Here is a 22,820-nt window from a genome sequence, read left to right as displayed (position 1 = left end):
GTTAATTAAATCCACAGATACGCGCGGCATGATCTACTGGCTCTGTGAAATAATGTCCTCATACTTATATGTGAATTCAACTAGCTTCGGTGACATATAAATCGGGCATTTGCACCTTACGGCCAATGCTATAGCATCGCTTGGCCTGGCATCCAGCACGAGTGATTTGCCATCGTGCTGCATATAGATCTCTGAGTAAAAGACGCTCTCTTTGATGTCCGTTATCACGATCTTTTCGATTTTCCCACCGAGAGTCTCGCACAAAGTCATCATCAAATCATGGGTTAATGGACGCGGGGGTGTTTCGCCCTGCAAAGGATAAGCTATGGCCTGGGCCTCAAAAGGGCCGATCCCGATGGGCAGGACGATCTTCTGATCGGCATCCGCCAGCAGTACCGAATAATTCCCGCTAAGATCCGTTACCACGCTTAGGACATTCATCTCTAACAATTCAGACACCCTCTTTCAGAGCAGCGCATGGCGACGCGCCGCCTTTTTATTCTATTCTACTGCGCCTGCTCCTACTTTTCCGCGCTGCGTCCCAAATAATGTATGGTTCAGCGACAGTGTTCTCCGTTAATCCCATAATAACACAAAAGCATTGAAAACAGATACCGCAAGGTTCAGAAAAATCCTCGGTAAAATGGCATTCTAGACGCGATATAGATGATATTGCCCGCGGACCCAGGTGAGACGGCATTTTTTCATCGGCAACCTTTTTCATGCCGGCGCGAAGATATTATCTTCATCCTACAAAAGGAATTCGCCGGTCGCCCTCGAAATGTACATGTGCCACTAGATGGTGGATATTTTATCATCTTGGCTGGCAAGCGATGTACATCAGGGATTGGCCGGACACGTGATGCAGTGTATGCCACAATCGTTACATGCGCTCGACTCAGAGCTCAGCATGATAGGGTTGCATAGACCTTGAAAATATAAGTCTTCGAGATCATCGAACGGAGGGAAGCCTTGCGAGGGCGGAGCTATGAATACAAATACTGATAAAGAGGCTCGAAGAGAACAGCTTTATGGGCTGCTGGGGGATTTGCCGGAGCGCCAAAGAGAGATATCAGCGTGGAAGGTGGGGGAAGAGGAACGCGAGGGTTACATTTTGGAAAAGTTGATGCTAGACCTGAATGGAATTGAGCCTGTCCCTGCATATTTCGTGCGGCCCAAACGTCCCGAAGGAGAAGAAGGGCGGATTCCGCTCCCAGCTATCCTCTATAACCATGCTCATGGTGGCAATTATGTTCTTGGGAAGGATGAACTTCTAAACGGGCGTGACGCGCTCAAGAAGCCGCCCTATGCCGAGGTGCTCACTCAAATGGGCTATTCGGCCCTTTGCATCGACTGCTGGCTTTTCGGGGAAAGGCGGGGCCGTTCGGAATCCGAGCTTTTCAAGGAAATGCTCTGGAAAGGGCAGGTCCTGTGGGGAATGATGGTGTATGACAGCCTGCGTGCTATAGATTACCTGATATCGCGGCCTGATGTGGATGGCAGCCGGATCGGGACAATGGGGCTATCCATGGGGAGCACCATGGCGTGGTGGGTGGCGGCTCTGGACACGCGCATCAAGATCTGCATCGATATCTGCTGCATGACAGACTTCCAGGCGCTTATTGAATCGCGGGGGCTCGACGAACACGGAATCTATTATTATGTGCCAAGGTTATTGAAATACTTCACTACCGCGGACATCAACTCCCTTATCGCGCCGAGGCCTCACCTTAGTTTGGCAGGGAATTGCGATAAGCTTACACCTCCAGTCGGGCTGGACAGGGTGGATGCCAGGCTCAGGGAAGTTTATGCGGCAGAAGGCGCTCCTGAGGCATGGAAGATGGTGCGCTATGATACAGGGCATTTCGAGACCGCGGCTATGAGAGCGGAGATAGTTTCGTTTTTGAAAAGATGGTTATAAAAGGAGATCTAAAATATTATCTTAAGACCCTTAACTATTCTCATGAGTAGATTTTTAGGGTCAATAAGCCTTCGATTTAGAAGATTGCAAAAGTATTAAGTCAGGATTTTATCCACGAGTAATACCGCCCCGACCAGGATGGCCGCGGGCAGAGTAAAAGGAAAAATGGCGATGGTGATCAATCCTAGAATGAGCCAGATAAGTCCCCACATTATTGCTTCCCCTCCGATTCTTCCAAAATGAATCTGACTATTATCTGCATGGTTTCCGCCGCCTTGTTCCTGATCACAACATCCGCCTGCGAGTCGCAAGGGGTTGGCTGCAAATTGATGATGATGAGCCTTCCTGCCATAGAAGGCAAGTAGCATGCAGGGGCCACCTCAAGGCTGGAACCAATGACTATCATCAGGTCACTCTGGAGCGCCGCCTGCTGAGCCAGCGCAAAATCTTCTGGCATGGGATCTTCAAACAGTACGATATCCGGTTTCAGCGGAGAATTGCATGAGGCGCACCTGGGCGGGACTTCACCCGCAGAAACTGCTCGGAGTGTCTCTTCCATCGAATACCCTCTCCCGCACGAAATGCATGTACATGAGCGTGCATTGCCATGCACCTCTAACACATTGCGGGCTCCTGCCTTCTGGTGGAGCCCGTCGATATTCTGGGTTATGATTGCCTTTACATAGCCTTCCTGCTCGAGCCTCGCAAGAGCAATGTGGGCAGCATTGGGCTCGGCTCTGGAGAATGTGTCTACCAAATCATGGATGAATTCATAGAATCTCGCAGGTCTGAGTTCGAATGCCGTAGCAGAAAGCAAATCCATGGGATCAATTCTTGACCAGAGGCCGGCGCCAGGGCTGCGGAAGTCAGGGATGCCGCTTTCTGTAGATATTCCGGCCCCTGTCAACGCCACACAGAAGCGGGATGCCCGTATCAATTCCGCGGCCTTGCGACATGCCGAAATATAGCCATTTCCCTGAGATGAATCATCAGCCCCTCTTTTCTGAAACGGATTGGAAATATCCTCCATGTTGCGCCACCTTTCCCGCTGATCCCTTTTCGCATGATCTAATTATATTTGATGGAGCAAGCTTCCACAAGAAGCAGGTCATCCCCGGAAATACTCCATCTGAAGGGCAAGGAAAATTGGGTCCTGGAGCGCAAACCCGTATTACTGGAAGGTAGATTCCCAGAGCAACCAATTGCCATATATCGATAGGATCCCGGTTCAGATGGTTGATAATAGTGTCGCTAGGTGACCCGAGTCCCGATCTCTGCCGTGAACCCCCTCACTTCGCCACGCAAGCAGGAATTCCGACAAGAACATATAAGTATAGAAATGAAGACCAAACGTGCCAATATGTCATTTCATTTGGCAAGAGGAGGCATAGGGAGCAATGTCCCCCAGGGCATTGTCCGAAAACCTCGACCCACGGGGTAGCCAGCAGCTCGATGTCGTTACAGACTCCCTTGACACACGAGGTACCCGATTGGCCGATGTTGTTAAAGGCCCTCTTAGCGAACAGAATGCCCGACGGGCCAATATCATCGCAGGCTTCCTTATCGCGATCCTCTTTGTAGCAGTCTACATGCTGGTGCGCTGGGCGGGCGGAATGTGGTTCGCCTGGGGACAGTTGTTTTATGTGCCGATAATGTTCGCGGCGATGAGACACGGTCCGCTGGCGGCCCTCATCTCGGCCATCATAGCCGGGCTTCTCGCCGGACCTGCTATGCCTCAAAATGCGGCAATCGCGCAAGCCCAGTCCACGGCAAACTGGGTATACCGTATGGCCCTCTTTGCCATTGTAGCCCTCACTGCAAGCCTTCTCGCTCATAAGCTCCAACGACAGAAATCAAACCTTGATGTCCAGGACCGGCTCATCAAGGCAAGGGCGGCAGCTCTCAGCCGGTCGATAGAACAAACCATGAGAGCCCTAGTGGCATGCATCGAACCACATTTCGATGCACCGGGCGATCATCATTCTTTGCGGGTGGCAAGACTGTCTGCAAAGATAGGCGAAGCCATGGGCATCCGTCCGGAGAAGATCCCGGACCTGTGGTGGGGCGGATTTGTGCACGATATAGGCAAGGTAGGAATTCCCCAGCGCCTGCTGCAACAGGGGGCATCTCTCACGCCTGAGGAAAAGAGTATTGTGAGGAGACACCCGGTAATCGGCCGGGATCTTTTGCGGGCAATTCCCGCGATCGATGAAATCCGGGCGGCCGTAGAATTTCACCATGAGCGCTGGGATGGGGCAGGCCACCCTGATGGCCGGAAAGGACGCCAGATCCCTATGGCGGCTCGGATCGTCGCGGTAGCAGATACATACGATCATGCGATGAATGAGGACGGCGTGGATGATAAGCATGTGGTGGACATCATCAGCAGCCAGTCTGGATCGGCCTTTGATCCGCAGGTCGTTTCAGCTCTGAAACGCATCAAGATCCTAGACCATGTCGACTGGGCCGGTGAATTAGCATCCAGCCGGATCGATGAGATATCGCCAGGTCGAATCAAGGAAACCTCACCAGGCCGGAACGGTAGAAAATCACCCAGCCAGATCGATGAAATGTCATCCAGTCTGACGCGCCGCGTCATGGAATTCGTCGAGCGCGAGGCAGAAGATGCTGGCCAAATGGGGCATGATGATGTTCCGGACCCTGGCCACCAATTTACAATCGCGCAAGTGGCGTTTCGCCTTATGGCGGTGCTCGCAGGTCTGGCTTTTTCCACCTGGGTCATTTTCATTACAGGTGGCACAGCTCATGCTTGGGGCCACATCTTCTATATCCCGATAATTGCTGCAGCCCTGTGGTTCGGGCCGTCCGGGGGCACGATCTCTGGAGCTCTGGCGGGCATATTTCAGGGACCATGGATGCCTCTGGATGTACCGGCCGGCATTATGCAGCCGGCTGAGAGCTGGATATTCAGAACCATGTTCTTCGCAACGATGGGAGGTATACTCGGAAGCCTGTATTACGCGATCCATTGTGAGAGCGGAAGGATTTTATCAGGAATGACCAGGTATAGCATACTCTCCGGGTACCTCGAAAACCTTACCGAGACCGTTCTCCGGACAATGGCGCGCACAATCGAATCCGTCGACCAGTATACGCGTCACCATTCTGAGCTTGTATCCGAATATGCGGTGCGGGCTGGCAAACGCATGGGACTAAGCGTCGATCAATTGGCCGTCCTGAAATGGGCAGGCATAGTCCATGACCTGGGCAAGGTGGGGATTGCGGAGCATATACTGGCAAAGCCGGGTCCTCTCACCCTTGACGAAAGGGACCACATGAGAACCCACGTAGACCTGTCACGCCGGATTATCGAACAGGTTGATATACTGGCACCCGCCCTGCCCGCGGTTTGGTCCCATCACGAACGTTTCGACGGCAGCGGCTATCCCCGGGGATTGCGGGGTGACAACATTCCCATCGAAGGGCGCATCCTCGCCGTCGCTGATGTATATGAAGCCCTCACGTCCGACCGTCCCTATAGGCGCGCCTGGTCCCGCGCAAAAGCGCTCCAATATTTAGAAATGAATGCCGGTACTCTATTCGATCCCGATGTCGTACGAGCTTTTATTGAAGAATTCGGCGCGTCCTCTGAAAGAAGTGCCTGAAGACATGAATTTGCGGGGTGGAGTGCTGTTCATTTAAACTATGTCCGTTTGCGCCATCCCGTCTCTTCCGCCTCTTTTGCCAGAGCGTCAGCACCGACGCTCGCCACGATCTGCTTCATGGCGAAATTCCCGGAGATCAACAATAGCACTTGAGTTGTGTAAAAAGCAGCAGCACGCCCCATCGATAGAGAGCCTACGGCGCGAGTTGAGCCGAAACGCGCAATTGCGGGCGATGTGCGGATTGAGGGCGGAAGTCAAGCACGCCCACAAGATCGTTGACGAAACCGTCCGCCGTCACCCGGGGGTCATAGGGAGGTGCGAGTATTTCACCGCGGACCGATAAATGTAATTAGTAACATAACAATCCAGATACAAGTTTTTAAGTCATACACAACCCCACGATTTGTGTTCCTGGAGGTCATTGGGCTGACCCCAACTGCCCTCTTGCGGTTTCGGTTCATGACGAAAAAGTCACATCGCAAATGCCTCTAAGGATAACCCGCGCTTGTTTTAGGCAGGAACGCGCAGTATAATGGGAAAATATGAGGAGAGAGTTGCAGTTCAATAGAAACGCGGTCCATGGCTCCGGCCTATGGCTCATTGTACGGCCCGGCAACATCTGGAATGGGGAATCGTGATCGCCGGTGGGAGGCTCGCAGGTACGCCGCCGTATGAAGCCGGACTCTACCAGGATAGGAGGTAATATCGATCGCATCGTCAGAGATAATCTCTATGACCTTATATAGCCAGGAGGCTTTCTTCATGAAGAGTAAACCTGAATGCTTTCCATGTAGTCTAAGGCAAATGATAATCACAGCAAGAAAAGTAACTAACGACAACGCGCAGATTAAGGCGATCCTGGATGAAGCAGGGAGAACCTTTTCTGCTCTTTCCTTGGACCAGGCTCCAGCCGAGATCACCTGGGAATGCTTCAAAATAGCAACACGGTTGCTCGGAATAAACGACCCTTATAAAGAAGAGAAATACAATTACGACCTTGCCGCCATGAGGCTTCTCCCCAGGTTAAGAAAAGCATTAGACGATACTGATAATAGGCTGAGAGTTGCCATTGGGCTGGCAATTGCCGCTAATATGATAGATCTTGGTATTGTAACAGAGCCAAACCTCGATGATCTTGTGGAGAGGGCCATGACGACTGTTCTGGCTATTGATGATTCAGATGAGCTGATAAGGGACCTCAATAGTTCCGGCTCTTTGCTCTACATCGGGGATAATGCTGGAGAAATAGGTTTCGATATGCTTTTAATTGAAGAGCTCAAGAAACTAACGAATATCGAGGTACGATTTGCTGTAAAGGGCGGCCCTGTGATGAATGATGCGACCATCGAAGATGCTATGCTTGTTGGCTTGAGCGAAGTGGCAGATGTCATCACGACGGGTTCAAACTATCTCGGAGTTTCATGCGAGAAATGTTCCCCGGCATTCGTTCACGCTCTAAAGACAGCCGGAGTCGTGATAGCCAAAGGACATGCTAATTTCGAGACGATGCCGGATTGCAACGATAGAACTTACCACCTATTAACTGTAAAATGTGAGCCTGTTGCGAAGGAATTGGGCGTTAGGATCCTGGATTCGGTTCTCTGGAGAAGGATGTGAAAGATTTGGCAGCCGCGAAAGACTGCATCGGTCGGAGGTTGCGGAGCCGCTCCCGTAGCATGAATCATGCCATGTGTGCCATGGAGAAATGAGGTGGCGAGGCATTTGCAAGCCTGTGTAGCCAAGATATAGTCCTCGTTAAACCAGATGCAATACAATGGGTCCCATATACCGTAGATGCTTCATGCATGTGGAGGTGCCATCGTCAAGGCATCGTCGGTGGACCGCAAACGGGCGTTTCCATGGGATCCGGTGTACGCGGCGGCCAAACATGGTGTTCTCGGCCTTACGAAGTCGGCAGCGAATCATAACCATCGGCAGGTGAAAGTAGAATTAATAGCGAAATAGGGATTAATTTCACTTTGCAGTCGATATTCTCGTTTTGGAGAGATTTTTGGGGTGGTATGAAAGGACGAAGTATACATGAGGCTTCCACTGTCGAACTGGGACCCAGTCGACCTGGACGCCAGTCACCGGACACCCACCTACCCCTTGACAGGACTTAGAACATCGGCTCTTGCGGAATAAGGTTACTCCACGCCAAGAGGAGGGCTTTTGATGCGTGTTGGCCACTATGACCTTGATGCCTCCGTTGAATTCCCACCTGTGGGCCTTTCGCCTTATGCCCCTGGGCAACTAGAAGTCTCAGCAAGGCTTCATATAAGGAATGTCAATTCGGAACCTTGCTCTGCGATCACTCTGTTTCTTTATCGACTTTTCAATGTATATGCTGTGACAGTGGATGAATGCGAAGTCGGTTTCGAGCAAAAGATCACAACCGTGAAAGGTCTAGAACGCTGGCACGTAAATACTGTCACGATCTCTTTGCCCAAATCACTGAAACCTGGAAAAGAGTGTTGCGTTTCTCTGAAATATCGAGGTCTTGCTGCAGGTGCTAGGGAGGTTTGGCCGTACATATACGATACAGTCAGCCGAGATTACACGTTACTACGACCGGATTTACTGTGGTATCCAGTAACCGATATTTTCGAACAACCCATGAACGAATTTACCTACGCACTGACTGTAGAGGTGCCTACTGGATATGTGGCAGTAGCACCTGGCGACTGTGAAAAAGACGGCAACTTTTATCATTTCCGCTGCAACGAGCCGCGCTGGCGCTTAGATTTGGCCATTGCCCAGTTTGACCGTACGACCCTAGGGAATCTGACTATATACTATTTGCCAGGCTTTGAGGACTGGAGTAAATGTGCACAGACCTGGGTGGCTAGAACACTCGAAGGTATGGCCCGACGTATGGGAGAGCGGATTATCAAAAAGCTTGATATAGTTCAGATTCCGGAATGGTGGGGAAGTCAAAGCTCTCCTGGTTTCATCCTTCAAGAAGCAAGAGATGAAAACCAGTGGAGCACAGCAGCCAAGGTAATACACGAGGTTTGTCACTTCTGGACCATAGAACCTTCTGACTGGCCGAATCGTTTTGCTGACGAATCTCTTGCTCACTACTTTCAAGTCGTTATTCTAGATGACATTTTCGGTAGAGAGATAGCCAAGGAAAACCTTGATCAGTATCGTCAGTCATTGGAGAAAACACCCGCTGTGCGAAAAATAGGACTGTTGCAGGGACTTGATTTAGGACAAGTTCCGATGCTGGGAACGTTGAATCGATGTAAGGGTCCTCTAGCTTTGGACAACTTAAGATCAAGATTGGGCGAAGGACCTTTCTGGCAGCTCATGACAGAGTATGTTCACCAGGAGACTGGTTCGGTGAAAGACTTCGTTGACCTTCTCCGACGACGACATCCCGGTTCAGACACTGAAGAATACCTTGACCGTTGGTATCGTTAAGTTAAGTATAGATGACCAAGCTTGAATTTAGAAATAATCAGGTTGTGGTATCTATTTCTGGGTAGACCCCCATGCCGGACGTTGCCCGGCACCATCGAAAGGATGAAAATGGCGTCGAGCTATTTTCAAAGTAGTAGTAGTCTATTCAAAATCCCGAGGCTTACAGATAAACTCGCGGATCTTGGTTTCAAAGAATCGGGATGAATATTCTGGCCTGATGACTATGGCGGTATCAGCGCCTCGACTTGACCCGCCTATTGATATGACATCTTCGCCATAGGGGATTAGTCCTGAATCAAGAGCCATAACCGCGATTTCCACTGCCACCTTGGTACCTTGCCCCAACATTCTCAACGTCTCCGCCACGACCCCGCCTATGTAAAGCCCGCCGAATTCCTTGGTAATCCCACGTTCGATTCCGCTAAATAGATGGGTAGTAGTAAGGATTCGCGCTCCCTTGCTGGAGAGCTCTTGGCGCGCCTCAGGAGTCATCTCATCCTGGCCTGGCTCCCTAAACCCCATACGATGGGTCACCACAGCTATATTGATCCCATGACCTAATAACGGCCTTGCCGTGTTCCCTGTATTGGAAGCTACTACAATATGCTTAAGCCCAAGCTCTTTAGCTCTAGCCAGAGCGAGGTCAAGAGTTTTACTCGTGTTCTCTATGCCTTGCTTTTCCCAGTACATTATGAATACCCCCTTCGCTTATGCCAAGTCTGGCGCACTGTTTTTATGTGGAAGGATCATCCTAAAGCTGCCGGTTGAATCTGCGGCCCCTATAGGTGGGCCGGAAATGTGATCCATCATCCATTGGCGCCCGGTCCGCATCCGGTTTTCTATCTCTTATGGGTAGACTAAAAACGCGCCTGCGATTATGCGCCTCATCGACGATATCGCGGTTTCCATCCCTTGTAGATAGACTAAAAACCCTCGTTCCAGCAGGGCTTTTCCCATGATGAGATCGACTGGCATGATATATGCTTGGGGTATATCAGTTTCCCTAGTATACTAGATTCAACATCCCCGGCGATTTTCCTTTCTGTCGCCGCCTCTCCGGGATTTCCGCTTATAGAGTGTAGAACACATATTTCACATGTAGTAATTCTCAGTTAGATATTTTGAGGGGATTAGAGGGGTCTGATAGCGATTGTATGGGGATAGGACTGGTTCGACCCTATCATCAGTCGCAGTATGCCATATAGTCTCTTTTCTCCCAGTTGAATTGGCCAGGCTAAGATGGTTTATGAAGGAATTGAGTCATCTTTACCGAATCTACCCTATCGAAGGAGGCTTTTGATTATGGCTGTGGAGGAGCATAGCCCGAAGGTTGAAACGTTATGCCGTCTTGCTCTGAAATTGGGGGCGAAGGATGCGCGCCATGTGGATCCATCATCAGTCATCACAGGTGAATGGGTGCGCCTAAAGTGCCAGTATGGATGCGACGGGTATGGTCAGTGCCTGACGTGTCCCCCTTATTCGCCAACACCTTCGACAACGAGAAGGGTCCTTGATGGATACAAGACGACCATATTGGTGCATCTGCCGAGTGATTGGAGGCGACTTCGAGAGATCATTTCCTCGCTGGAGCGAGAGGCATTTCTTATGGGATTCCATAAGGCTTTCGCTATGGGATCTGGACCATGTCATTTATGCGGCTCATGTCCAAGGAGCTATCCATGTGTACATCCTGACGAGGCCAGGCCGTCAATGGAGGCGTGTGGCATAGACGTCTACACCACCGCTCGAAATGCAGGCTTCACCATTGAGGTTGCGACATCACGAAACTCTCCTACCAGTTATTTCGGCCTTCTGCTTGTAGAGTAAGCTAAATCGTCATGGGTGCTCTATCCGGAGATTCAATGAGCTGTATAGAAGCCTACCGGGGGTTGGTGAAAACGTGAAGAAGAAGAAACATAGACACTCGTCTATCCCCCGTCATAATCGGGCCGGGGTTCGTGGATACCCCAAGTCTGCGCGAGGCTGCCCGCAATCTGCCACCCTTCATCCTGTGGTTGCCCGTACTTTTCACTTCAGAGCGCCAACCAGATTCACCTCAATCCTTTCCCCACATTTAATAAGGACGGGTTTCCCGAGGTCTATAGCCACCCTGGTATTCCCGAAACGGTCTGAATCTTTCTGAATGGAAATGCTGGATGCTCTGTCCTCATCTTCGGCTGCCCTGCTGACTTGAGCGGTTGTCACATCTTCCTGCAACGCTCTTGGTATTGACACATGGATCCTGCGGAGTTTCAATTCACCATAAAGCGCCTCGATCTTCATCATAAAGTGACAGTCCTTCAATTCCTGGGAAAAGATGCCCCAGGCAGAACCTGTAGTGAATAGGCATTGAAAATGTTCTGGAGATATCCTTGGCGCAAACCCAATCTGCATCTCAGGCGCACTATATTCATACCCACTCAGTGCCAGGAGAAGCGACCAGCTCGCCATGGCTCTTGCATAATGGTGCCCGCACTCCACTTCATCCCATGGATTGCGTTTCTCCCCGTCATATCGATCCCTAACACCCTTTACGATAGCAAGCCCTTCCTCCACGAAACCCTCGTAAATCAAATGAGCTGCCACTTGATATTCGATTCCCGTCCACACCTCATCACAATAGGGAAGGGGGATCTCTGGCCGTCCTCCTTTCGGCCAGGAGCAAACCACAAGTCCTTTTTCATTATCCAAGGCATATACTCTCTGGCAATTTGCAAAATCACGGAGATCTCGTTTCCAGTTGTAGTTGAAGATTGATTTGAGAGCCTGTCTAACCTTGTCCCTTGGCAGGAGATATCCTAGACCCACTACTTCAGCAAACCATTGGCCCAGAAGTTGATCTGAAAGACATCCTTCGCCGTATTGATATCTTTTAACCTGTTCTGGATCATATCTTTGGATATAGTACTCACCATTCCAGAGTTGCTCGTCGAGCCGTTTGCTTCCTTTCTCAAACACCTTGCGGTACTCTAGTGCCGCTTCTGTATCACCCAGAGCCTGCGCCATCTCCTCGGCAGCGCGTAGAGCCCCAAGGTAGAGGCTTCCCATCATGCTGTTAGGTCCGTAGAATTCAATGTCGTAAGTGTTGTGCTGCTCACCCTCTATTACCCCATCTCTGTCTTGATCCCAAGATGTCCAAACAAATTCAAGTGCCTTCTTTGCATCGGGCCAGAGGCTCTTTAAGAACCCAATATCCCCGCTGAGTTTCCATTCCCGGTAGAGCTTCATTATGCATCCCATCTGACCATCAGCCGCAGGTTTGAAATTCCATGTGCAACAGCCAGCAGGCAGGATCGTCCTGAATGCCATATGACCAGAATCCAGGGTGTTCACCTTGAAATCAGTGTACCTCATGGTCCGCTCAAGGTCAGGAAATAGATGGGCAAGAGCCTGTTCATAGTTCCATACATGTGTGCAATTCATTGGGCAGCATCCTGCCCTGTCATGACAACCCTCAAATGCATGAAAACTGCCATCCTGAGTCCAAATGCAGGTAGGGGTTCTAATGATAGAACATTGGCTTGAAACAGCATCTAGTACGGGATCCGGAAGAGTGCTCGAGAAAAGGGCATCGTGGAATTTCCTTGTTTCGCCTTCAAGCCGTTTGAGGTTTGAAACGGTATATCTCGTCACATCAACGGCATCTTCGAATATGGTTGAATAGTAAGTGCCAAGCCTTTTGCCACGGGCGGCGGGTTCCTGATTCCAGTAATTAGTGAGGTTCGGGAAATACCAGGCGATAATGAATGGCAGGGTGACTGTCTCTCCCGGGGCAAGCCTTGCCCTAAGGCCCAGAGAACCTACGTCAGTTTCCCCATCGGGACTCAATTCTGCGGTAGGGTTATTGTCAAGCAACCCATCTGTAGAGAAATCATCCCAGAAACCTTGGAGATCGCCCCACCATCCCTCCCGGGGCCAGCGGAGAGAGTATGTGATGTCTTTCCAGGTTGAGGATAGAAATAGTGAACCCGACTTGGGATCTTCGGCTGGATACTTGTGACTTGTCATCAGGATCCCTGCAAAGCTTGTTTCCTGTATAAACTCATTCAGATTTAGGCCAAAGAATTGAAAGCGTCTATTTTGCACTTCGAATTCTTTCACCAAAGGACTTCCTGGATCATAACCTATGGGGTTTAAGAGGTTGGCTGCAACAGTTGTCTCCACATATCTACTGGTCATATTCTTGAGAGTGAAATGAAATATAGCGACTGGCAGTCCAGAATCCTTAGAATCTAGCGGAATAAACGGGTTAAAAGCCTCAAGGCTCACCTCAAGAGGTAGATCGTCGTCAGTGAACTCTATTCTTGCTAAGGGATACTCTCCAATGAACCTCGCCCCGGACATTCGAGGCAGGCCCGGCGCCTGACCTGTGGGAATTCCATGGCTACCTCGATACGGAGGGAGAAGCCTTGACTCGAGCACTTTTGCTATGGGCTTTCCGTCCTGTTGCTTAGCCCATATGGCAAAGAAAGTATATGGAAGCGAAGCGCCTTTGGCAGGTCGGTTAAAGATCTCCCAGTCGCGTAGTTCCCCACGTCCTCCCAGTGATACAGTTCCTGTCCCTATCCCACCGAGGGGAAAAGCAATTTCACGAAGGCTCACGCCTTCGTAAACACGGCGTTTGCCCATACTGAAGAGTTCTGACTGAGAATAGGGTAAATCCGAAAGTGTCTTGGAATCCTTGGTCATAAACCTATGCCCTCCATTCATCAAGTTACCTTGTTTTTGGGCCGGCCCAGGGATCAAAGGCTCTTCGAAGAAGTCGTTTTCTACCTGTACTGGCGGAAACCCTCCCTACCTTACCGGCCTAGAAGACGGAGAAGCCTTGGAATGCTCTTGTGGAGCAGCAGCGGAAATCTCAGGGGGGATCGCGACCAGGATCAAGCTGGTCAGGGCGACAATCATATCGTAAAACCGTCCCAAATACCCCATGAACGCAAACCCCCTTGATCAAGAATGATTTCCACCATCATGCTCAGCTACGATTAAACTCGTTCCCGATGATTTCCTAATTACAAGGGTCATATAAAGAACTGCCTTGCTAGGATATTGGATATTGCCATTTATGAAGCACGTTAGGATGAATTCCATGCTCGGCTGGCATTTGAGCTATGATCTTTTCTTCCTTAAGCAGCTCAAGGACAACCTGTGCCTCAAGAGTTGATCTATCCCTGTTATCGCAGTCTCCTTCACCATGATAAATCTCCGGTCACCTCACAGTGCTCGCAAAGCTGGTAAAGTAACCCCTCGTGGGAACATTCGGACAACTGGAACTAATGAAACAGATTTGCCTCAAAATAAATCACGCGGCACCCCCCTTAGCTGGACAAGTATCAATTCTACGTGGATAGAGGAATCCCTTTCCATTAGATAATTGATCCCCCCAAGAAACCATCTAGTCCCAAAGGACCCATGCCTACCATTTACCCCCGTATTATAGGCTATCCCCCAAAACTATTTGCGTTGTGCCGAGAGTGTGCTTGCAGCGAACACAGAAATTCCACGTCCTCCCGCTCAAGCCAGCCCCCGCAACTCCGGCAGTAGCATGGGAGATTCAGGCCACGTCCTGACGGGTCCTCCTGTTATACATAGGTGATACTACCGCACCGACTTGCACTTCCAGGCAAGCAATGTCATTCCTGGTCACCCCTTCTGGTCTTCCTTACCCTATGGTTTCGCGGAAACAGGGTATTCAGCGTGGTCCCTTTGCTGTGCTGATCCCGCACGTCTTGCTGAATCAGGTTGACATATCGCCTCGTCATATTCAAGTCTGAATGACCGAGAATCCTCTGAAGGGCAAGCACATGGCTTCCATTACGAAGGAACCCTGTAGCGAAGTTATGCCTCAAGTCCTAGGCACAAACAGCATAAGGCTATAATCACGCAATCCTGCGAATGTCCCCTTGTCAGGCAAGGCAAGTAGCTCCTGGAGGATTGAGGCGTCGAATTCGACTACCCAGCCTTCTGCTTTGCGCTTTTTAAACTCCGATAGCGGGTTTTCTGTGAGGATGCCTTCCTTCACACACCAGGCGAAGAATGACTTCAGATAGGCAAGGCGAATGTTGTAGGTGGCGGGTTTGATATTCTCCACGAAGAACCTGTATGCGGCCTGTTTCAGGTCTCCCTGCCATGCTTCGGGGTGCCGATTGAAGAACAGGCGGATTACTTCCCACTGGCCTTTTAATGTGCTTTCCCATAGTCCCCCGGCCTGCTTGAACCACAAATAGGACTCCATAGCTTCTTCCCAGGTGGCAGGTGAATCCTTGCGAAGACGGACAACCTTTGGCATAAAAGATACTTCCCTCCCTCTGGAGGGGTAGCGATGAATCTTGTGCGTCTGGAGGACCCCACTAGACCCGGGTTTTTGGCAGGTCGTGTGTGGTAGCCAACACTACTAGACTCATCATTTTTCAGCTGGAAAATCTATGTGCGGGGGAATGCGGTGGAGTTACAAAAGGCCTGCTAGAAAATACTATGGTGCGAGAGACGGGATTTGAACCCGTACGGGGGTTACCCACCAGATCCTAAGTCTGGCGCGTCTGCCATTCCGCCACTCTCGCATCCAAAGCTCTCAACGCACGAGAATTTTCCTACCTCAAGATTATAAGGCTCGAAATTATTATATCATACGCGGCACCGTCATTACAAGCATTCTTTCGGTGTTTCGGTGTCTCGGCGCCTTGATGCCGGTGCCCGTTATCAGTACCCTTCGGAATTTTGCGGGACTAGCGAGCCGATACTAGTCTTTCCACCCGCATAACCGCTATATCGTTACTTCATCCAAGATATTCCATAAATCTTCTTGATTTAGATAGCCCTATCCTAAAGTTTCTGCTTTAGAATCGATCTGACTGATTTCCTGCCACCTGAAAGCGGGATCTGACTAAACTGTCGCCACCCTCGCACTTATACTGACTAAGATACTACCACCTTCACCCAAGATATCCCATAAAATTCCTCATTATGGATAACTACAACCTATAATCTTCCAATTTGCAGGAAAGATGGCGAAAAATTTGCCACCTCGAACCAGAAGCTGGCGAGATTCTAGTCACCTTTCAGCGAAACCTGCCTAAATTTTGGTCAACCCAGGGTGAGCACTATCCAGAACTTTCCAAAACCTTCCTAACCTGACGATAATAATACCACCTCAGCGGGCAAGCTGACGACTCCTTAGCCACTTCGGCGCGGAACCTGCTTAAAACCTCGTCACCAGCGCTTTGAGGTGGCTAGAGACTCGCCACCCACCTCAGAGATCTGACTAAAACTCCGTCACCAGCAGGTTGAGGTGGCCGGAAACTCGCCATCCACCTTAGGGACCTGACTAAGAGCCTGTCACCCGCGCTTTTAGGCGGCGGAAAAGTAGTCGTCCGCCCCGGAGGCCTGACCAAAATGTCGCCAATCATCAGACACCCACCCATCCTTTGATAGGAGCAAAGCTCAAATTGAAAATACGAGCTAATCTTGCGCGGCGCCTGGTAGCCGCATGATGACACGAATGGTGGTAGGAGACTGGATGGCGGCAGGAGACTGCGATAACTCATAGAACTATAGAGAAAGGTTTTTCATGTGTGGCTGCTCTGATCAGTTATTAGATCCCCGCGCTTTTGCCCGTAGGTCGCCGAGTCCGGACTTCAAGGATAATGTCGGTGATAGTGTCGATCGTGTCGGCCGGCGGCTCACAGTCGCATTGTATATGGTGCGCGCATAATCTAAATCCGGGCCTGGCTATCTACATATCCCGAATGGCCCCATGAATGGAGGGATCTGCCTTGGCTGGCTATCGTGAGTTGTCTCCGGACGAATTGCGCTATGATTGTGACCAATCATGTCTTCCGTTTCAGACCACCGAAGAGCTTCCTCCCCTGGATGAGATCATCGGCCAGGAACGGGCCATGCGCGCCGTTCAGTTTGGGCTGGCAATGAGAAACCCAGGATATAATATCTTCGTCACTGGACCTACCGGCACCGGTAGAAGCACCTATGTTCAGCAGGCAGCCAAAAAGTTCGCCGAGAATAGGCCTATTCCTGACGATTGGTGTTATGTATATAATTTCCATGAACCTGATGTACCATTGGCTTTGAGGCTTCCAGCGGGGGTTGGGGAGCAGTTTCGGGAAGATATGAGGGACCTAGTTGAGGATCTCAAGCAGGTCATACCAAGGGCATTTGAAAGCGATGAATATGAAAAACAAAAAACAAGTATTCTACAGGAAATTCATAGTATGATAGAAGAAACCCTCCTTACGCTGCATAAAAGAGCCGAGCAGGAGGGGTTCACCCTGAATCAAACCCCGGCAGGAATCGTGACGATTCCACTAAAGGAAGATGGCTCACCCCTTACTCAGGAGGAATTTCAGAATCTGCCCCAGGAGGCCAGACAAGCGATACAGGAAAAGAACCGGAGACTACAGGCTCAGATGAATGAGTCAGTCAGGCGAATACGGGAGCTGGAAAGGGAAGGAACTCTCAGGATAAAGCAGCTGGACCGGGAAGTCATATCTTATTCTATAGGCCCTCATCTAGATCGGATCCAGGAGAAATACAAAGATTATCCAGTTGTAGCGAGCTACTTGGATTCCCTTAGGGAAGATTTGCCAAGGAACTTGGGTCAGATTAGGGCTGAGATCTCAAGGGCATCAGGCGACGAGGCCGTAGATGCCTCCAGAGAAACAGGCGACAGAGCAGCTCAACCCGGTTCTTCACCTGAGATGAGCTACCTCAGGCGGTTGACCGTGAACCTGTTCGTGAACAATTCCGAGACCCGTGGAGCTCCGGTAATATATGAGACAAACCCGACCTACTACAACCTCTTCGGCAAGATCGAATATAAAGGCCAAATGGGCACATTCTTCACTGATTTCACCATGATCAGGTCAGGAGCCATCCACAGGGCAAATGGGGGCATCCTTATTCTTCAGGCCAGAGACCTTCTTTTCGACCCGCTGGCCTGGGATACATTGAAACGCACCCTCAAAAATGGGGAAGCCCGGGTCGAAAACATAGGGGAGCAATTTCGGATCATTCCTACGGTGACTTTGAAGCCGCAGCCCATTCCGGTGGATGTCAAGGTCATTCTAATCGGGACACCTTATCTTTATCAACTCCTGTATCACCTAGACGAAGACTTCAGGAAATATTTCAAAGTCAAAGCAGACTTTGATGATGAAATGGATAGGACCCCCGAGCACATGAATAAGTATGCGCAATTCATTGCATCAGTGTGTAAAAGGCAGAATCTTCGGCCGTTCGATAGATCAGGCGTCGCCCGGGTCATTGAATACAGCTCCCGTCTCCTGGAGAAACAAGATAAACTCTCCACCAGATTCAACGATGTAGTTGAGATCATATATGAAGCAAATGCGTTGGCAGAAGCTGATTCGGCGCCAATTGTAACGGCGTCACATGTAGACAGGGCCATCGAGGAGAAAATCTATAGGTCAAATAAGGTGGAGGAGAAGATACGCGAACTCATAGAGAAGGGGATAATCTATATAGAAACGGAGGGGGCTGTGGTAGGCCAGGTCAATGGATTATCCATACTGGATGTGGGGGATTATGTCTTCGGACGGCCATCGCGTATAACTGCCAGGACATATGTTGGAGATTCAGGGGTGGTCCATATTGAAAGGGAGGTGAAGATGAGCGGCAGGATTCATGATAAGGGAGCTCTTACGCTCACCGGATACCTCGGTTCGAAATATGCCCAGGAACGGCCCCTGAGCCTATCTGCCAGCATTTGTTTCGAGCAGCTCTATGAAGGTGTCGAAGGTGACAGTGCCTCGAGCACGGAGCTTTACGCCCTCCTGTCAAGTCTGTCTGGAGTGCCCATAAAGCAAGGAGTTGCAGTCACTGGTTCTGTTGACCAGCTGGGGCGCGTGCAGGCTATTGGCGGGGTAAACGAAAAGATAGAGGGGTTCTTCATGGTCTGCAAGGCGAAGGGATTGACTGGGGAGCAGGGGGTCTTGATTCCTGAAGATAATGTCAAGGATCTCATGCTCAAGCCTGAGGTCGTAGAAGCCGTCCGTGACGGGAAATTCCATATCTATTCTGTCAAGACTATTGATGACGGGATAGAGGTCCTGACGGGCATGCCCGCCGGTCAACTTCAGCGAGATGGAAACTACCCGGAAGGCACTATCAATTATCTAGTCCGAAAGAGACTGGATGAATTCGCAGAGAAGATCAAGGAGTATCATGATTCCTGATGCGCTATGACATTCTTTACGTCATAAGGCCCGCAGCCGGTGGGATGAGGGAGCATGTCTTTCATCTTGCAAGAGGCATGGCATCGAAGGGCTATAGGGTCGCGATAGTAGGGCCGCAAGATGTATATTCGGGGGAAACTATCATGGCGAGGGAGCTCGAGGCCGCCGGAGTGGATCTTATCTTGCTTCCGCTGGTAGGGTCTCTGAGCCCGCTGCATGATGCCGCCGCATGCGCCAGGTTGATGAAGATCATAGTAGGCGCAAGGCCTGAGATAGTCCATACCCATGGTTTCAAAGCATCCCTGGTAGGCCGGCTGGCGGTAGCTGCGTCAAAGCCATTCTTCAGGAGCAGGTTGCTCCTTAAACTTCCCTTCAGGAGTAGGTTGTATCACGAATCTGTCCCTGGTTGCGTATGCACAGTGCACAATTCAATTGTGGGGCAATATGGCGCCCATTCCGCCGCATATTGCATCGTGAAATTGTCGGAAAGGACGCTCGCGCCATTCTCGGATGCCACGATTGTGGTATCAGAGGCCTTGAAGCGGGAATATGAGGAATTATCTGCCGGGAGATGCCGTGCTGTGAGATTCATTCCTAATGGAATAGACCTAGCAAGGTTTTCTCCCCGAAGAAATGACGTATGGACACCGGGCCAATTTAGGATAGGAACCGTTGCCAGGCTCATTCCTCAAAAGGGCGTCGGAACCTTGATACGGGCATTTCCGGCAATCAAAGAGTTATATCCATCTGCCGAATTGCTCATTGTAGGGGACGGGGTTGAGCGGCCCGCCTTAGAAGGACTCTGCGGCGAACTCCGGCTCAAGGATTCTGTGCGGTTTTTAGGTTATAGAGAGGATGTGCCCGAGATCTTGCGGGAGCTGGATGTTTTCGTACTGGCCAGCGAGTCAGAGGGTGGAATGTCCCTTAGTATTATTGAGGCCATGGCAAGTCGCATCCCTGTCATCGCTACCCATATAGGAGGGATTCCGGAGATTGTCCAGGATAGGATCACGGGGATATTGATCCCCCCCGGTGATCCGGTGGCGCTAGCAGAGGCTGTAAAATGGGTTTTTTCGAACCCTGAGGAAGTATCGAAGCTAGTGTCCAAGGCCTACGACACGGTGAAAGAAAGGTTTTCGGCGACTGCGATGGTGGATGAAGTTCATAAAGTCTACGAAATGGTATGGGTGAGGGCGGGGGAGAGGGAGACGGAGATTCATGGATAAACCTGTAACTAGATACTTGACTGAATTTGATCCAGTTAGATCTAATAAGGTCGAATTTGGCGTAAGCTCCATCTTTATAGGCTTATTATCCCTGGCAATCTTGCTGAGTACCGTGATTCCGGCAGGAGCCTCCGCGCAATATGAGGCCCGAAAGGTGGTCATGATACTGGTCGACGGGGCGACATTATCTGATTTTTCTCAGGACGCTTTTCCTGAGCTGCTGCGACTGATGAACCGCGGTGCAGCGGGCCTCATGGTGACGCGTACCGCAAGGTCGAGCCTCCCTCAGCATGAATATATGACCCTGGGCGCCGGCACAAGGGCAATTGGGCCGAGTGTGTCTCAATATGCATATTCCTCCAAAGAACGGGTTTCTGACGCCTCGGCAGCGGATATCTACCGGAGAAATACGGGTCTCGAGCCTCCTGCTTCTGGTGCCGTCCAACCATTCATCGAGGAAATCAAACAGGCAAATTCCCATGAAAATTACGAGATAACACCCGGGGCTTTGGGGAATGCCATCAAGAATGCGGGGCTCAAGACGGCGGTCATTGGGAACGCCGATTGCGATGATGATCCGTCCAGACTAGCAGTCAACATAGCGATGGATACATCAGGACGGGTTGATTTCGGTTATGTGGGGCCTGAGGTTTCAAGGCGCGATCCCCTCTACCCGGGCGGGATTCGGACAGACTTTGGGAAATTGGCGAGATTTTTCAGAGAAGCGCTCAATCGGGCCTCCTTCATAGTGGTTGAGACAGGGGATACTGCCCGTCTCAGAAGGCATGCGCGATTCCTTTCCGAAAGCGTGCTGGAGGCACGAAGAAGGGAAGCTTTCAGAAATATTGATGAATTGATCAGGAACATCGTGTCCGAATGCGACATGCAAAACACCCTGGTCATTATCGTTATTCCGAGTGTCCCAGACTGGGCGGCCGAGGTGAATAATATGCTGACGCCGGTATTTGCTTTCGGCGGCGACCTTTTGCCCGGGCTTCTCACCTCCCCATCCACCCGGAGGCCAGGCCTTGTCACAAATCTCGATATCGCTTCAACGGTGCTGGCCCATCTCGGCATTGCCCAGCCTGCTGAAATGTTGGGAAGGCATTTTGAATCAGCTCAAGTGGCGGCTCCTATGGATTATCTCCCCTCATTTCAAGAGAGGCTCGTACGGTTCTCGGTTCAGAGGGCGCCGGTCTCTAAGACCTATGTGGGGTTTCAGATCGTTACTGTATTCGCGGCGATCCTTTCGTTGCTTTTCCAATCTCGAATACCGTCTGGCGCGAAATCTGTCACTAGAGCAGGACTTCTTCTATCCATGAGCGTCCCTGTCTCCATGCTGTTTTCCGGTATTCGCCTGCCAGATAATACCTTTCTCACTATCATGATAACGTGGGCAATCGCCGGCACCATCGCTGCAGGAGCGGCATACCTCATTAGATCTGAAATTGGAGTCATAGGGACCCTCGCCGGGATCACAGCCATTATGCTATGCGCCGATTCGGTCACCGGCGCCCGTCTGATCCAGGGGTCTCTTCTCAGCTACGATGTCATCGGTGGAGCGAGATTCTATGGCATGGGGAATGAGTATATGGGGGTTGTGCTGGGAGCCACAATAGTGGGGCTTGTAGCCTTTCTAGAATCGGTTTTCCTGGCGCGGGGACGAACGACAGCAGGGTATCCTGGCCGCGTCCTTTCTCTCATCTGGTTTCTTGGTGTGACGTTTGCAGTAGGCTTCCCCTCATACGGCGCGAATGTCGGTGGATTCTTGTCCTGTGTGATAGCCTTTTCCGTTGTCTACCTGGGGCTTACCCGAGAGCAGTTCAAATTCAGGCACTTCGTCTTTGCTGTGATATGTATTTCCATCTTGTTAGCGGCGTTCTTGGTCTATGATCTGCTTTCCCTGGGCTTCCATAGTTCACATTTCGGAGGTTTCGTGAATTCGCTCAGGGCGAATGGGGCAAAAGAGATCATCTATGTCATCAGGCGCAAGTTGGGAATGAATTTCAGGCTGCTGCGATACACCATCTGGACCCGCGTTCTGGTTGCTTTCTTTGCGGCTCTTGGAATCGCTCTATATCGGCCAAGTGGCCTGCTCGCTAGAATCTTGAGACAGTACCGCGCCTATGCTAGAGGGCTCATTGGGGCATTTGTGGGAGCTATTGCCGCATTTGCCCTGAATGATTCGGGGGTCGTGGCAGCGGCCACCGTCATGCTTTTCCCTGCGATGTCGCTTTTGTACCTCATGATAGGCCATATATCGAAAGACATGAAGAATAATCTCATGGGTGCACGACAATTCTGTGAGGAGTAAATTGGTACTTCAGGGTAGAAATTACTTTGAATCGAAATGACGCCGCCCTGCTGTTCGTGGTGTTTTTGTTCATAGCTCCGGCCGCGCGGCTATTCGCCA

At 50.7% G+C, this 22,820-nt stretch carries 15 protein-coding genes, 1 tRNA gene and 1 pseudogene; 9 read left to right on the top strand and 8 right to left on the bottom strand.

Annotated features, from left to right (window positions below; all coding sequences use genetic code 11):
* Positions 1 to 33: 33 nt before the first annotated feature.
* Positions 34 to 450, bottom strand: a complete 417-nt coding sequence (locus tag HPY52_01400) for a bifunctional nuclease family protein (GenBank protein NPV78920.1) — start codon at positions 448 to 450, stop codon at positions 34 to 36.
* Positions 451 to 988: 538 nt separating this feature from the next.
* On the opposite strand from HPY52_01400, the gene HPY52_01395 reads away from it, so the two are divergent.
* Positions 989 to 1,921 carry an alpha/beta hydrolase gene (locus tag HPY52_01395; GenBank protein ID NPV78919.1) on the top strand — a complete coding sequence of 311 codons (933 nt, stop codon included), beginning with the start codon at positions 989 to 991 and terminating at the stop codon, positions 1,919 to 1,921.
* 211 nt (positions 1,922 to 2,132) lie between these two features.
* Here HPY52_01395 and HPY52_01390 read toward each other — a convergent pair whose 3' ends face one another.
* Positions 2,133 to 2,951, bottom strand: coding sequence for an NAD-dependent deacylase (locus tag HPY52_01390; GenBank protein NPV78918.1), 819 nt, complete (start codon positions 2,949 to 2,951; stop codon positions 2,133 to 2,135).
* A gap of 367 nt (positions 2,952 to 3,318) precedes the next feature.
* Here HPY52_01390 and HPY52_01385 point away from each other — a divergent pair, with 367 nt between their 5' ends.
* Positions 3,319 to 5,547, top strand: a complete 2,229-nt coding sequence (locus tag HPY52_01385) for an HD domain-containing protein (GenBank protein ID NPV78917.1) — start codon at positions 3,319 to 3,321, stop codon at positions 5,545 to 5,547.
* 38 nt (positions 5,548 to 5,585) lie between these two features.
* On the opposite strand, the gene HPY52_01380 is transcribed toward HPY52_01385, so the two are convergent.
* Positions 5,586 to 5,729, bottom strand: a complete 144-nt coding sequence (locus HPY52_01380) for a hypothetical protein (protein NPV78916.1) — start codon at positions 5,727 to 5,729, stop codon at positions 5,586 to 5,588.
* Between the two features lie 580 nt (positions 5,730 to 6,309).
* On the opposite strand from HPY52_01380, the gene HPY52_01375 reads away from it, so the two are divergent.
* From HPY52_01375 to HPY52_01365, 3 genes are all read left to right on the top strand, one after another.
* Positions 6,310 to 7,164, top strand: a complete 855-nt coding sequence (locus tag HPY52_01375) for a DUF89 family protein (protein ID NPV78915.1) — start codon at positions 6,310 to 6,312, stop codon at positions 7,162 to 7,164.
* A gap of 177 nt (positions 7,165 to 7,341) precedes the next feature.
* Positions 7,342 to 7,512 carry an SDR family NAD(P)-dependent oxidoreductase gene (locus HPY52_01370; protein ID NPV78914.1) on the top strand — a complete coding sequence of 57 codons (171 nt, stop codon included), beginning with the start codon at positions 7,342 to 7,344 and terminating at the stop codon, positions 7,510 to 7,512.
* Positions 7,513 to 7,722: 210 nt separating this feature from the next.
* A complete protein-coding gene (locus tag HPY52_01365; GenBank protein NPV78913.1) occupies positions 7,723 to 8,973 on the top strand; it encodes a hypothetical protein in 1,251 nt (416 codons plus the stop codon).
* A 141-nt stretch (positions 8,974 to 9,114) separates the two neighbouring features.
* Here HPY52_01365 and HPY52_01360 read toward each other — a convergent pair whose 3' ends face one another.
* The gene (locus HPY52_01360) at positions 9,115 to 9,663 is read right to left on the bottom strand and encodes a hypothetical protein (GenBank protein NPV78912.1); all 549 of its coding nucleotides are present in this window, start codon (positions 9,661 to 9,663) and stop codon (positions 9,115 to 9,117) included.
* A gap of 612 nt (positions 9,664 to 10,275) precedes the next feature.
* Here HPY52_01360 and HPY52_01355 point away from each other — a divergent pair.
* Positions 10,276 to 10,800: a DUF2284 domain-containing protein gene (locus HPY52_01355; protein ID NPV78911.1), complete on the top strand. Its 525-nt coding sequence runs from the start codon at positions 10,276 to 10,278 to the stop codon at positions 10,798 to 10,800.
* Positions 10,801 to 11,001: 201 nt separating this feature from the next.
* Here the strand turns inward: HPY52_01355 and HPY52_01350 are convergent, their stop codons facing one another.
* From HPY52_01350 to HPY52_01335, 4 genes and pseudogenes are all read right to left on the bottom strand, one after another.
* Positions 11,002 to 13,602, bottom strand: a complete 2,601-nt coding sequence (locus HPY52_01350; GenBank protein NPV78910.1) for a hypothetical protein — start codon at positions 13,600 to 13,602, stop codon at positions 11,002 to 11,004.
* A 165-nt stretch (positions 13,603 to 13,767) separates the two neighbouring features.
* Positions 13,768 to 13,905, bottom strand: coding sequence for a hypothetical protein (locus tag HPY52_01345; protein NPV78909.1), 138 nt, complete (start codon positions 13,903 to 13,905; stop codon positions 13,768 to 13,770).
* 701 nt (positions 13,906 to 14,606) lie between these two features.
* Positions 14,607 to 15,262, bottom strand: a pseudogene (locus tag HPY52_01340) (tyrosine-type recombinase/integrase).
* Positions 15,263 to 15,448: 186 nt separating this feature from the next.
* A tRNA-Leu gene (locus HPY52_01335) sits at positions 15,449 to 15,533 on the bottom strand.
* Between the two features lie 1,197 nt (positions 15,534 to 16,730).
* Between HPY52_01335 and HPY52_01330 the strand changes: the two genes are divergently transcribed.
* Genes HPY52_01330 through HPY52_01320 form a run of 3 tightly spaced genes read left to right on the top strand, consistent with a single transcriptional unit; the run spans position 16,731 to position 22,721 of the window.
* Positions 16,731 to 19,181, top strand: a complete 2,451-nt coding sequence (locus HPY52_01330; GenBank protein ID NPV78908.1) for an AAA family ATPase — start codon at positions 16,731 to 16,733, stop codon at positions 19,179 to 19,181.
* Positions 19,181 to 20,407 (top strand): glycosyltransferase family 4 protein, encoded by a 1,227-nt coding sequence (locus HPY52_01325; protein ID NPV78907.1) that lies wholly within the window; start codon positions 19,181 to 19,183, stop codon positions 20,405 to 20,407. The genes HPY52_01330 and HPY52_01325 overlap by 1 nt, the downstream gene beginning before the upstream one ends.
* Entirely contained in the window at positions 20,400 to 22,721 is a 2,322-nt protein-coding gene (locus tag HPY52_01320; GenBank protein ID NPV78906.1) for a hypothetical protein, read from the top strand. The genes HPY52_01325 and HPY52_01320 overlap by 8 nt, the downstream gene beginning before the upstream one ends.
* Positions 22,722 to 22,820: the final 99 nt, after the last annotated feature.

It is taken from the genome of Bacillota bacterium (assembly GCA_013178415.1).
In the GTDB taxonomy this organism is placed as follows: Bacteria; Bacillota; SHA-98; order Ch115; family Ch115; genus Ch115.
This window is presented reverse-complemented; position numbering and strand designations above follow the sequence as displayed.